Source organism: Serratia quinivorans, assembly GCF_946227985.1.
In the GTDB taxonomy this organism is placed as follows: domain Bacteria; phylum Pseudomonadota; class Gammaproteobacteria; order Enterobacterales; family Enterobacteriaceae; genus Serratia; species Serratia quinivorans_A.
The window spans coordinates 329018-342215 of record NZ_CAMKGL010000003.1 but is presented as its reverse complement, the minus strand read 5'-3'; the positions used below and the strand labels follow the sequence as shown (position 1 = coordinate 342215).

Below are 13198 nucleotides of genomic sequence, written 5' to 3'. Positions count from 1 at the left end.
CATTATGAAAACGATCCTCGTGCTGCTGGACGGACTGAATTATCAGGTGGCGCATGACGCTATGGGTTACCTGCAGGCTGAATGTGCGGCAGGGCGCGGGCGGTTGTATCAGCTGGAGAGCGAGCTACCCTCGCTCTCCCGGCCGCTGTATGAGTGCATCCTCACCGGCGTGCCGCCGGTGGAGAGCGGCGTGGTGCATAATCAGGTATCACGCCTCTCACAGCAGCAAAGCGTGTTTCACTATGCGCGTGCCGCAGGGCTGACCACCGCAGCGGCAGCCTACCATTGGTTCAGTGAGCTGTATAACCGCACCCCGTTTGATGCCGCCCGCGATCGCCATACCGACGATGCCGAGCTGCCGATCCAGCACGGCCATTTTTATTACGACGACCGCTATCCGGATTCGCATCTGTTTGACGATGCCGAAAGCCTGCGCCGCCGCCATCAGCCCGATTTCTTGCTGATCCACCCGATGAACATTGATGATGCCGGACACCGCTTCGGCCTGTCTTCGCCGCAATACCGTAATTCGGCGCGCAATGCCGACGGCGTGCTATCGCGCTATTTGGCCGATTGGTTGGCCGACGGCTATCAGGTGATGGTCACCGCCGATCACGGTATGAATGACGATCGCAGCCACGGCGGCGTACTGCCGGAAGAGCGTCAGGTACCGCTGTTTGTCTTCGGCAGCGCATTTAGCCAAAACGATGCCGATCCGCAACAAACCGACCTGTGCGGCACGCTATGCGAACTACTGCAGGTGGCACACAACAAGCCGCGTTGTCGTGCGCTGTTGGCATAAGGGTGATTAATGAAAGCTAAGTGGATTGCCGCCCTGTGCCTGTTGCCGTTCATCCTGCTGTTTGGTGCGTTCCAAATTGCGCCGCTGGTGTGGATTGCGGTCAGCAGCTTTTTCAGCCAGAGCAGCGGCTGGGGGCTGGGCAACTATGTTGATGTGCTGACCTCGCCGTTCTACCTGCAGGCGTTTCAGTTCTCGCTGGAGATTTCTCTCTGGTCGAGCGTCTATGGGCTGTTAATCGCCCTGGTGGGCAGTTACTCACTGCGCCAACTGGGTCAGACGCGGTTCCATGATTTTGTGATGTCGTTTACCAACATGACCAGCAACTTCGCCGGGGTGCCGCTGGCATTCGCCTTTGTCATCCTGCTGGGGTTAAACGGCTGCCTGACGCTATTGCTGCGCAAGTACGGCCTGATGGAGAGTTTTAACCTTTACTCCAAAACCGGGCTGATCGTGCTCTACACCTACTTCCAGATCCCGCTCGGCGTGCTGCTGCTGTACCCGGCATTTGATGCACTGCGTGAAGACTGGCGCGAATCGGCATCCTTGCTCGGCGCCAGCCCGTGGGGCTATTGGCGGCATATCGGCCTGCCGGTGTTGGCACCGGCATTGATGGGGACCTTTGTCATCCTGCTGGCCAACGCATTGGGCGCCTATGCCACGGTCTATGCGCTGACCACCGGCAATTTTAACGTGATCCCCATCCGGATCTCGGCACTGGTGGCGGGGGACATCTCGCTCGATCCGAACCTGGCCAGTGCGCTGGCGATGCTGCTGGTGGCGATGATGGCGTTTATCACACTGATCCATCAGTGGCTGCTGCGCAGGAGTTACCTCAATGCACGCTCATAATATTGCGGAGGGCGGCCATGTCGCGTTTTGAAACCGGCTATCACCGCGTAGTGAGCGGCTTGCTGCTGCTGATCCTGCTGTTACCGCTGGCGGCGACGCTGATTTATGCGCTGGCCACCCAATGGGGCGCGACCATAGTGCCGGACGGTTTTACCCTGAAATGGTTGGTGGCGTTATGGAGCGATCCGCGTTTCCTGCTGGCGCTATGGCACTCGCTGCTGATCTGCTTTGGTACTCTGGTGCTGGCGGTGGTGGTGATTTTGCCGATGATGTTTGTGATTGCTTACTATTTCCCCAAGCTGGATGCGGTAATGAATGTGCTGATCCTGCTGCCATTCGCCGTGCCGCCGGTGGTGTCGGCGGTGGGGCTGATGCAGCTGTTTGCCGCCGATCCGCTGCCATTACTGGGCACGCCATGGATCCTGATCGGTTGCTATTTCTCGATTGCACTACCGTTTATTTACCGCGCTATCAGCAACAACATGCAGGCGATTAACCTGCGTGACATGATGGACGCCGCCCATTTGTTGGGGGCCAGCACCTGGAAAGCGGCGCTGTTGGTGGTGCTGCCTAACCTGCGCAAGGGCGGGATGATTGCGGTGCTGCTGTCGTTCTCTTTCCTGATTGGCGAATTCGTCTTTGCCAATCTGCTGGTGGGCAGCCAGTACGAAACGCTGCAGGTTTACCTGTTTAACATGCGCAACGGCAGTGGCCATTTCACCAGCGCACTGGTCATTTCTTATTTCGCCGTGGTGCTTATCGTCACCTGGTTGGCGAATTTGCTGAATAAAAAGAAGGGCTAACCCATGGCTTATCTCAACGTTACCCGCCTTAACAAACATTACGGGCAGACCCAGGTGTTTCAGGATATCGATTTCACTGCCGAAGAAGGCGAGTTTGTCACGCTGCTCGGGCCGAGCGGCTGTGGCAAGTCAACGCTGCTGCGCTGTCTGGCGGGGCTGACTTCGGTAGACAGTGGGCAGATCCTGCTGCAGGGGCAGGATCTGGTGCCGATATCCCCGCAGAACCGCGGCATCGGTATGGTGTTTCAGAGCTATGCGCTGTTCCCGAATATGACCGTTGAAGGCAATGTGGCATTTGGCCTGAAAATGCAAAAGCTGGCGGCCGGGCAGATCCAACAGCGGGTGCAGGAGGTGCTGGCACTGGTGGAACTGACCGAACTGGCCAGGCGCTATCCGCATCAGCTTTCCGGCGGCCAGTGCCAACGGGTGGCGCTGGCGCGATCCCTGGTGACCCGTCCGCGCTTGTTATTGCTCGATGAACCGCTCTCGGCACTCGATGCCCGCATCCGCAAACACCTGCGCGAACAGATCCGCCGGATCCAGCGTGAACTGAACCTGACGGCGATCTTCGTCACCCACGATCAGGAAGAGGCGCTGACGTTGTCGGATCGCATCGTGCTGATGAACAAGGGGCAAATTGTACAAAGCGGCGATGCGGAAACCCTATACACCCAACCGGCCGACGTTTTCGCCGCCGGGTTTATCGGCAACTACAATCTGCTGAGCGCCGAACAGGCGTCGGTTTTGACCGGCAACACTTATCGCGGTAAGGTGGCTGTTCGCCCGGAATCCATGACTTTATTGCCTGTCGGGCAGGGTATCGCCGCCACTATCCTCAACCACAGCCTGTTGGGCAACGTGGTGCGCTATCGGGTTAAGGCCCGGGGTGTGGAGTTGTTGGTCGACGTGCTCAACCGCTCGGTCGAGGATTTGCGGCCCGACGGTAGTGAAATTGGACTACACTTAGAAACTGTTACATTACGGGAAGTTGCATGACATTTTCCCGCTGACAAACGGAATTTCCCTTCCCTTCAGCGGCAGTCTGCACCCCGTTGCCGCTGTTCTGTTCTTTAACGCCCGGCAGAACGGTTGCCTTGCTGGCGTTTATGGAGCGTATTTTCCGTGTTGACCCTTCTTCATCTGCTCTCTGCGGTGGCGCTGTTGGTGTGGGGTACCCACATCGTGCGCACCGGGATTATGCGGGTCTATGGCGCTAATTTGCGTCGGGTATTGAGCGACAGCGTGCAGAAAAAGCCGTTGGCGTTCGTCTCTGGTATCGGCGTGACCGCGCTGGTGCAAAGCAGCAACGCTACTGCGCTGCTGGTGACCTCTTTCGTCGCACAAGGGTTGGTGGGGCTGACGCCTGCACTGGTGATCATGCTGGGTGCCGACGTCGGTACCGCGCTGATGGCGCGAATACTGACCTTCGATCTCTCCTGGCTCTCCCCGCTGCTGATCCTGGTCGGCGTTTTCCTGTTTCTCAGCCGCAAGCAAACTCGCGTGGGCCAAATGGGCCGGGTATGCATTGGCCTGGGGCTGATTGTTCTGGCGCTGGAACTGATCGTGGCTGCCGCAACGCCAATCACCCAGGGCGCGGGAGTGAAGGTCCTGTTCTCGTCATTGACCGGCGATGTGATGCTGGATGCCCTGACCGGTGCGCTGTTCGCCATTGTCAGCTATTCCAGCCTGGCGGCGGTGCTGCTGACGGCAACCCTGACCGCCTCCGGCGTGATTTCACTGAAAGTGGCGCTGTGCCTAGTGATCGGTGCCAATCTTGGCAGTGGCCTGTTGGCGGTGATCAACACCAGCGGCCAGAATGCCGCCGGCCGTCGGGTGGCGCTCGGCAGCCTGCTGTTCAAGCTGATCGGTTGTGTGCTGGTACTGCCTTTTGTCTCTTATCTGGCCGATGTGATGGCCCGACTGCCCGGTGGCAACGAAGAGTTGGTGATTTATTTCCACGTGTTCTACAACCTGATCCGTTGCCTGGTACTGATCCCACTGGCCGGACCGATGGCGCGGCTGTGCGAAACGTTGATCGCCGACGTGGCGGCTGACGATCCCCGGTTGCGACCACGGCATCTGGATGCCAGCGCGTTGGATACGCCGACGCTGGCGTTGGCCAATGCGGCGCGTGAGACCCTGCGCATGGGCGACGTGGTGGAACATATGATGATCCTGCACCGCGAAGTGCTGCACGGCAAGATTGGGCAGGATAAAGAGGTTCGCCGGTTGGACGATGACGTTGATGTGCTGTACACCGCCATCAAGCTGTATCTGGCGCAGATCCAGAAAGAGGAACTGGGCGAAGAGGATTCGCGTCGTTGGGCAGAAATCATCGAAATGGCGCTCAACCTGGAACAGGCCGGGGACATCATCGAACGCATGACCGGCGATATTGCGTCGAAGTCACTTGCGGCGCGGCGGGCATTTTCGGCCGAAGGGCTGGCGGAGCTGGACACGCTGTATGAGCGACTGATTGGTAACCTGCGGTTAAGTTTGTCGGTATTCCTGTCCGGCGACCTCACCAGCGCCAAGCGGCTGCGACGCTCCAAGCACCGGTTCCGTATTCTGGATCGCCGCTACGCGCATGCGCACGTCGATCGCCTGCACCAACAGAACGTGCAAAGCATCGAAACCAGTTCGCTGCATCTGGGGTTGCTGGGTGATATGAAACGGCTGAACTCCCTGTTCGCAGCGGTGGCGTATAACGTGCTGGATCAGGATGAGAAGGATGATGAGCGCGAGTGGGAGGATACCCCGAGCACGCTGTAAAAAATGCCCCCGGCTGAACCGGGGGCATGATTTTGGCTATTTTCCGCTAATTATTTACCCGGAAAAACACCTGCCTTGGCATCGGCGGCCTGGCTATTGATATAGCCGCCGACCGGGGTCTCTAGATTCGCCACGCTTTTACCGGCGATCCCCAGCAGGCCACCGGCAGAAGCTGCCGCATCAAGATGACCGCCACCCTGATAACGACTGCCCGCCACGTCCTGTTGCTCCAGCTTGCCGTTACCCAGCGTCACTTCACCCTGTTGGCTGCGGATCTCCGCACCGGTCAGCTGGGTATTGCCCTGCACGTTCAGCGCCACGCCATTTTTCCCGCTGATAGCGGATTGCACGCCCACCGCATCGTTATTGACCACGTCGGCGTTGACCTTGAACTGACCCTGCAACCCGGCGGGGCCGGTCAGGCTCTCTTTGGACTTGTTGCCGAGGAAGCGAGCGCCACGATCCCACAGCGGTGCCTGCTCTTTTTCGCCGACCAGCGTTTCCGGCAGGGTGACCTTGCCATCGGCCTTGTTGAAGCTAACCGCACCGGTGGTGTCCTGTTTGGGATCGAGACGACGGGCCACGCTGTTGTACTTGTCGGTGGTGGCGTCAGCGACCTTGTTGATCCCGTCCTCCAGTTTCTCCTTCACTTTACCGGCATAGCGCGGCGTGCCCACTTTCGACAGTTTGGAGGTGATGCTGCTGGCCGGATCGTTGGTGTGGTTCAAACCGACGTCCACATTGACCTTCACGCTGCTTTCGCTGTCTTTACGGCTCTCGACGCGCAGGTCACCGCCGACGTTGCCCTGTACGCTATCGGCATCGATCCGGGCCCCGGCCAGGGTGGTGTCCTTACCGCTGTTGATCGTCACTTCGCCGGCGTTAATCAGGCTGTTACCCTGGGTGGTTTTTTGCAGCTTATCGACGCCGACTTTTACCCCGGCACCCAGAGTATGGGTATCGCTGCCGCTGGTGGCATCAACCTTGCCGTTGGCATCCTTGTTGAAAGATTGGCCACCTTTGGCGTTCGCTTTCAGCCCCAGGTTCCAGTTGTTTTTCTGCTCCTGATTTTGCGCCGACTCCAGCACCACACCGCCATGTTTGGCATTCAGGCCGACGCTGCTGCCCTGGATTTCAGTCCCTTGCAGGTGCAATGCCTGGTCGCCAGTGCCTTTGGCGGTAATGTTCACTGCGCCACCGCTAGTGATTTTACCGCCTTGGTGGGTGGTGGAGGATTCATCGACCCTGGCGATGTCAAACGCGCCGCCGAGGGAAATGCCGTCCGCACTCTTTTTATCGCTGTCGGTGCTGTTACCGCCAATATCGATATTGCCTGACAGCGTATCGTCCTTGCGCGTCTGGCGCGATTCGGCCGCCTGTAGCGCCACCTTGTCGCCCGCTTTCAATGTGACGTCGCCCTGACTGGTGACATTACTGCCTTGCAGCGTCAGCCCACGACCGGCTTCCAGCTCCACGCCCTGTTGGCCGCCGATGTGGCTGACCTGTGCGCTGTTGCCGTCGCTTTCACCCACGCTGCGACCGCCGCCCAGCCCACCGCCGACGTTTTTGGTTTCCGGGGTAGTGCCGCCTTTGGCCGATACTTTGACATTGAAGCCACTGTGGCTCTCATGGCTGCGGTCGGTAGCCTGCTCGAAACGTAGGTTGCCGTCTTCGGCTTTCACCTGTGCTTTGCCCTTGCCGGCATCCAGAGAAGTACCCTGATAAACCGCGTCCTGCTTAACCTGGATGTCGATGCCGTTGGCGGCGGTGATGCCGCCGGTAACGGCCTGGCTGCCGCCGCTTTCGCTGTGTTTGTTGCCGCCGTCACCTTTGGCGTCGACGTTCAGGTCATTGCCGGTGTTGGTGTAAACGCGCACGCTGGCGTTGCCACGGGTATCGCTTTGACTCTGCTGCTGGTGGTTTTCCGCCGCTTCACTGCGGTGGCTGTCTGCCTTCAGCGTCACGCTACCCTGAGTGGCCTGATATTGAGTGCCGCGATCCTGCAGTTCCCCGGCAGCTTTAACCTCAATCTCCCCGGCCTTGATGTTGCTGACCACCGCCTGCGAACTGCTGCTGCGCTGTTCGCTGCCGCCGCCGTTGGCAGCGACGTCGATGCCGACGTTCGGCAAGCCGATGCTGCCGATATCGTTAATCACACCGTTGGCATCCAGTTTGGCGGCTTTGCCCACTGCGCGTTCAACCGGACGGGTGATGGCGCTGTAATCGACGTTGGCACCGATGTCTACGCCGACGTCGGTTTTAGTGGTGGTGTTGCTTTCGCTGTCAACGGCGGCCAGGTGATCAACGCTGTTGGTATTCTCCTGATATTTGCCGGCGACCTGATGTTGCGCACCTTGCTGGGTCAGCTTGTCTTTGGCGTTAATGGTCAGATTGCCCTTGATGTCGCTGCCCGAGGTAACGGCCTTGCTGCTTTGTGCCTGAGTTTTGCTGTTCTCATAACCGCCTTCGATGCCCGAACCCACTTTATCTATGCCGCCGGTGTAATAGAACCCACCGCCAATTTTGGTTTGCTCGGTGTCGCTGGTGGTCTTGTTGTCCGCCGCCAGGAAGGCGACGTTGTTGCCGCTGACGCTGGCATCACCCTGAGTGGTCACCAGTTTGGAGCCGCTGAAGGTCACGTCTTTATCCGCTTTCAACGCGACGCTGCCGCCACTGAGCATTGAAGACTGTTGCTCGCTGCGGGTGGTTTTCTCGCTGTCGCTGGTATGTTCAATGCGCAAGCCGGCGCGGTATTGCTTATCGCCTTTCTCGTTGGCATAGCCGTTGATCGCCAGCGCGGTTTTCTGCTCATCAATGCGTTGCTGCTGCTCTGCCGCGCTGACATTGATATTGCCACCGGCCTGGATGTCCAGCTTGCCGGTGCTGGTGACCTTGCTGCCCACCACGTCGGTATCCTGTTTACTGACCAGGTGCAGGTTGGTATCGGAAACCAGTTCACTGGCGGTGGACTGCTGGTGGCTGTTGTCGGACTTTTGCGAACTGCTGGTGATGTTAAAGGCGGTACCGGTGCGGGCATTGACCTTGTCGACGTTGGTGCTGAGCGCGTTATCAATCCGCAGGCCACCGTTGCCGGCGGTAACAAAACCGCCTTGGCTGCCTTTTACCTTGCTGCCGGTAATGGTCACGCCCTGTTTACCGTTCAGCCACAGGGTGCCGTCGGCGGTCAGCTCGGAAGCGTTGCTGACCTCGCGGTGGTGGCTGTTGTCTTTGTTATCGCCACCGCCGATGCCGCCCCAAGAGGTTTTATTGTCACGCACAGATTTGGCATTGGCGGTTTTTTGCACGCCGATGTTGATCCGATCGTTGGTATTTACCCTCAGGTTGCGTGCCGCATACACTTTCGCTCCCTGTGCCACTAGGCTATTACCGGCGCTTAGCGTCAAATCGCCACCGGCATGCAGATCGCTGGGTTTCAGGCTTTCGGTTTCATTGCTGTTGCTCCAACTGCCGGTGCGCAGGCTGGAGGTATGGTTACGCTGATAGCCGCGTTCGCTGGTTTTATCCTTCTCGACCAGTCCGGCGATCTGTACATCGCGTTTGGCGTCGATTTTCAGCGAGTTACCGGCTCCGACCCTAGCCCCGAGCAGTTTCACATCCTGTGCGGTGGCGGTCAGCGTGGCGTTTTTGCTGGCGCTGACGCTGCTGCCAACTTGCTGGTGCTGTTCATTTTCGCGAGTGACGTCGTACTGCCAGGAGTAGAACCATTGATCGTTGGTATGCCCCTGAGTCTGCTTTAGTTGCTGACCGTCGAGCGTCAGGCTGGCGCCCTGCAAATTAACTTCTTCGCCGCGAATATCGGTGGCGGTCAGGTGGTTGCTGTTATCGGCCAGCAGACTGATATTCTTGCCTGCCAGCTCGGTACGGGCCAGTGTTTGGCTGGTGCTGCGGTCGTTGATATAAATACCGCCGCGATAGTTTTGGTAGTTCTCACCGCCGTTGCGGTTACTGCTGTCGTCACGAATCTGGCTTTCTGCACGGATGTCGTAGGCTTTCACCCGGATCTCATCGCTGCCCTGCAGTTTGCCTGCCAGTTTCACGCCGCTGCCGGCCGCGGTGTTGATGATGTTGATGCGTCCGGCCTGCATGCTGCCAAGATAGTAGCTGTCCAGCGCGCTCAAGGGTTGCTCGCTGCTAAGCACTTTCGCCTCGCGTGAGACACGGTTATTACCGCTGATAGCGTTGATATCCGCCACCATTGTTCTGCTTTTCTTATCGAATACCGGGGTGACGATCACCTCGCCCCGGCTGTCGATGCGCGGGGCGATCAAGTCCAGCACGCCACCGGCGTTCAGCTTGCCATCCAGACTCAGGGTGTTGCGATTACCCAGGGTGCTGTAGCCCTGCAGCATGCCGTTTTCCACCAGCGGGTTGCCCACCACCAGTGACGAACGGCTGGTATTGATAAAACCGCAGCCGCTGCAACTGATGCCGTTCGGGTTGGCCAACACGTAGTCGGCCGCCATGCCGAAGATTTCCTGCTGACCGTGCAACAGCGACGGATTGCGGCTGATCACTTCGTTGAGGATCACGCTGGCCGCCTGGCTGTTCAGGTTCGGGTTGGCACCCAGCTGACCGGCTAACTGAGACAATCCGGGGTCGCGCGAGTTATTCAGCACCGCACCGGGCTGGTTAACGTTGAAATCCTGATACTGGTTATGCGATAGCCCGTGGTCATTTGGCGTGACAATATTGACCACCTGCGCGCCGTTACCGGCGGTGGAGACGCCGGGGCCGTTAGCACCGTTGGCTGCCACGATCTCGCCGGCGTAACCATTACCAAGCGAGGCGAGAATGATTGCCAGTGAAGCGGCCAACTTACCCGCCGCCGAAAGCCTGAAGTTATTATTTTTCATCCATGTATCTCCATATATCGCCGTGTGGTACTGCAAAAAATGACTGACTAAAAGGTGTACGAGAAGCGGGCCAACACCTGGATCGGATCGTCCGGCATGGCGTGGCTGGACAACAGCCAGCCGCGGCTGGCCTCGACGTCGACGATGGCGCGCTGATAACGCAGGGTGGCTCCGACGCTCAGTCCGGCGCTGCTTTGCCAGCCCGAAGGCCGGTTGTCACGCGGCAGCACCCGGCCGACGTCGCCGCCGAGGCGAGGGGTGAGGGTGCTTTGGCCCAGGTTGAAGCTGCGGGACAGGGTATTTTGCAGATACCAACCGTTATCGCCGGACAGCGTGCTGCGGCTGAAACCGCGGATCGCGCTGCGGTCGGTCAGGCTGAGCCATTCCACGCCGGGTAGCCGATCGCGACTGTATTGCCCGTACAGCAGGTTGCTGAGCTGGTAACTGGAACCGGCCAGGGTGAAGCGTTGAGTGAGGTTGGTGAACAGCTTGCCCTTGGTGAATTGGGCATCGGGCAGGCCGGCACCGCCGTGGCTATCAGCCCCAAACCACGGCAATCCTTGTTCTACGCTGAGGTTGGCGCTGACAAGCCCGGTAGGCAGGATCTGCAGGTGGTTAACCCCCAGTTCGAACAGGCTGAGCGTCGGGCTGCCGAGGCTGATGCGCACGGTGTCGAAATAGTTATTGATGCGCTTATGGGTCAGTTGGCCGCTCAGGGCGTTGATCTGGGAGCGATCGCGGTAAAACACATAATCGCCGCGCAGGCCGTATTGCTGGGTCTGGCCGTGCAGCTTATAGCTGTTGAACACCAACTGCTGGCGGTTCATGTATTGCGAATAGCTGGCAAAGCCGCTGAAGGTAAAAGCGCCATAGGGCAGGGAATAGAGCAGGGTATAGGCGCGGTTGTAGCGCTGCGACGGATCCTTCAGCGTGCCGGCGACGTTCAGACTGACAAAGTCCGACAGGCCGAACGGGCTGTCCAGCGTTGCCGTACTGCGCGCCAGCCACTGGCCGGTATTTTTTTGGCCATAGTTGTCCAGGGTAGCGGACAGTAGCCAGGGTTTGGCATGTTGGTTGTGCAACCGAATAATGGAGCCGCCGGTTTGGTTGCCCGGTAATATATCCAGGCGAGTTTTGTTCGATTGCAAACGATTGGCCTGATCCAATCCCTGATCGAGCTGGGTTAATTTCAGCGGCTGGCCTTCCAGTCCGGGGAATAATAACTGGCTGTTAACCCAGCGATCGCCGCCCTCTATTTTCTCGATAAATCCTTCGGTGACCCGCAGACCCAATTCCCCTTCGGCATTAGGACGAATAAACTGTACGCGGGCGGTGATATAGCCTTTATCAAGGTATAAACGGGTTAATTCGCGCGTCAGACGGTTGATGTCATTACTGCTGATGCAACGCGGTGGTAGTGCGCTGAGCGCCGCCAAATCTTTCGCAGACAGCAGGGTAATGCCTTGCAGATAGACACCATCGATCGGCAAACATTGGGCAGAACGCGGCAGTGCCGGGGGCGTGGGTTCGGGGTCTGCCAGTAATTGCTGTTGTTTAAGCTGTTGGTAGCGTCGTTGCTCTATCTGTTGATTCACTTCACGCGTGCCGTCCTGCAGGGCGCGGCGTGATTCGCCCATGGGCGAAAAATGCGCCATCTCCGGCAGGGTAGCGGCGGGGAGCGCAGTGCTGAACAGCAGCACCAGGACGGCGGTTTTTTTTATCATTTTAATCCATTATGAGAAGCCACCGGGGCGGCCTGCTCAATCCATGAGGTCAATAAACGGACGGCCAGCAGCCGGCCCGAAATAGCGAGCGACAAGCACATTGCGTGATATCTCGATTTGCCGCAGGCAAATAAAGACGATGGGTGTATATATAAATAATAATTAGGCTGCTTGTTTTAATTTTCAGTTCCGTTGAGTTAATTAACTAAAAAAAGTAATTAACCTGTCTGCCATTTAAACTTTATCGGCATGGATAGGAAGAATCTGAATTTTTATTTTGTATGGGGATAATAGAGGTTGGGAGTAATTCTGACAATCCGACCAGTGGGAAATACGAAATTTCGCAGAAAGGTTGGGGCGCCGTCATTTGCGCCCCAAGATGAGACTATTTTTTGTTAATCGGCCGACCGGACCAGTAACCTGCCAGCAGCGAACCGGACAGGTTATGCCACACCGAGAACAGGGCGCCCGGCAGTGCGGCCAGCGGTGAGAAGTAGATTTTACCCAGCGTCGCCGCCAGTCCGGAGTTCTGCATACCGACTTCAATCGCCAGCGTACGGCAGGTAGACTCGTCAAAGCCAAACAGCTTGCCGCCCCAGTAACCGCTCAGCAGCCCGATGGCGTTATGCAGGATCACCGCGATGATCACCACCAGCCCGACCGAGGCGATATGGCTTTGGCTGCCTGCCACTACGGCACTGATGATCGCCAAAATACACACCATCGACAGCGCCGGCAGAATAGGCTCGATGCGTTTGACGGCGTTGGTAAAGGTGTGATGGACGATCAACCCAAGGCCAATCGGGATCACCACGATCTGCAGAATGCTCAGCAGCATGCCCATCACATCGACGCTGATCTCGGTATCGACGTATAAGCGGGTCAGCAGCGGCGTGGCGAACACGCCCACCAGAGTGGAAACCGCCGAGATGGTTACCGACAGCGCCACATCGCCTTTAGCCAGATAGATCATGACGTTGGACGCGGTGCCACTGGCCACGCTGCCAACTAATACCATGCCGGCGGAAAGATCAGGCGGCATATGGAACAGCATCGCCAGCAGCCAGGCGGCCAGCGGCATGATCAGATAATGCAGAAAGATCCCGGCGGCAACCGGGCCCGGTCGCGACAGCACGCGCTTGAAGTCATCCAGCCGCAGCGTCACGCCCATGGCGAACATGATCAACATCAACAGCGGGCTGACGTAGGGGCCGATACCGGTAAAGCTGGTGGGCGTGAAGTAGGCGGCGACGGCGAGCAGCACCGCCCACAGGGGGAATAATCGGGTGAATATTGCCAGCATGAATGTGGTTTCCCTTCACTAGGCTATCTTACTTGCCATTTTGAACCCGGGCAGTGCTCAGAATCCTCACG

At 58.2% G+C, this 13198-nt stretch carries 8 protein-coding genes; 5 read left to right on the top strand and 3 right to left on the bottom strand.

What is annotated here, in order from left to right; all coding sequences use genetic code 11:
- Window positions 1-4: 4 nt before the first annotated feature.
- The 5 genes from OCH02_RS13005 (at window position 5) to OCH02_RS12985 (ending at window position 5226) form a co-directional block, all read left to right on the top strand.
- Window positions 5-802, top strand: a complete 798-nt coding sequence (locus tag OCH02_RS13005) for an alkaline phosphatase family protein (RefSeq protein ID WP_261431607.1) — start codon at window positions 5-7, stop codon at window positions 800-802.
- A 9-nt stretch (window positions 803-811) separates the two neighbouring features.
- Window positions 812-1651, top strand: coding sequence for an ABC transporter permease (locus tag OCH02_RS13000; RefSeq protein ID WP_261431606.1), 840 nt, complete (start codon window positions 812-814; stop codon window positions 1649-1651).
- Window positions 1652-1668: 17 nt separating this feature from the next.
- Window positions 1669-2454, top strand: coding sequence for an ABC transporter permease (locus OCH02_RS12995; RefSeq protein WP_261431605.1), 786 nt, complete (start codon window positions 1669-1671; stop codon window positions 2452-2454).
- Window positions 2455-2457: 3 nt separating this feature from the next.
- Window positions 2458-3450 carry an ABC transporter ATP-binding protein gene (locus tag OCH02_RS12990; protein WP_261431604.1) on the top strand — a complete coding sequence of 331 codons (993 nt, stop codon included), beginning with the start codon at window positions 2458-2460 and terminating at the stop codon, window positions 3448-3450.
- Between the two features lie 126 nt (window positions 3451-3576).
- Window positions 3577-5226, top strand: coding sequence for a Na/Pi cotransporter family protein (locus OCH02_RS12985; protein ID WP_261431603.1), 1650 nt, complete (start codon window positions 3577-3579; stop codon window positions 5224-5226).
- Window positions 5227-5276: 50 nt separating this feature from the next.
- On the opposite strand, the gene OCH02_RS12980 is transcribed toward OCH02_RS12985, so the two are convergent.
- From OCH02_RS12980 to panS, 3 genes are all read right to left on the bottom strand, one after another.
- The gene (locus tag OCH02_RS12980) at window positions 5277-10100 is read right to left on the bottom strand and encodes a hemagglutinin repeat-containing protein (RefSeq protein WP_261431602.1); all 4824 of its coding nucleotides are present in this window, start codon (window positions 10098-10100) and stop codon (window positions 5277-5279) included.
- Window positions 10101-10147: 47 nt separating this feature from the next.
- A complete protein-coding gene (locus OCH02_RS12975) occupies window positions 10148-11824 on the bottom strand; it encodes a ShlB/FhaC/HecB family hemolysin secretion/activation protein (RefSeq protein ID WP_261431601.1) in 1677 nt (558 codons plus the stop codon).
- A 385-nt stretch (window positions 11825-12209) separates the two neighbouring features.
- On the bottom strand, window positions 12210-13127 hold the full coding sequence (gene panS / locus OCH02_RS12970) for a ketopantoate/pantoate/pantothenate transporter PanS (RefSeq protein WP_261431600.1): 918 nt from the start codon (window positions 13125-13127) through the stop codon (window positions 12210-12212).
- Window positions 13128-13198: the final 71 nt, after the last annotated feature.

Bases quoted from the DNA above. Each gene is read 5' to 3' on its own strand.
- OCH02_RS13005 (WP_261431607.1), top strand. From the start codon at position 5: ATGAAAACGATCCTCGTGCTGCTGGACGGACTGAATTATCAGGTGGCG.
- OCH02_RS13000 (WP_261431606.1), top strand. From the start codon at position 812: ATGAAAGCTAAGTGGATTGCCGCCCTGTGCCTGTTGCCGTTCATCCTG.
- OCH02_RS12995 (WP_261431605.1), top strand. From the start codon at position 1,669: ATGTCGCGTTTTGAAACCGGCTATCACCGCGTAGTGAGCGGCTTGCTG.
- OCH02_RS12990 (WP_261431604.1), top strand. From the start codon at position 2,458: ATGGCTTATCTCAACGTTACCCGCCTTAACAAACATTACGGGCAGACC.
- OCH02_RS12980 (WP_261431602.1), bottom strand. From the start codon at position 10,100: ATGAAAAATAATAACTTCAGGCTTTCGGCGGCGGGTAAGTTGGCCGCT.
- OCH02_RS12975 (WP_261431601.1), bottom strand. From the start codon at position 11,824: ATGATAAAAAAAACCGCCGTCCTGGTGCTGCTGTTCAGCACTGCGCTC.
- panS (WP_261431600.1), bottom strand. From the start codon at position 13,127: ATGCTGGCAATATTCACCCGATTATTCCCCCTGTGGGCGGTGCTGCTC.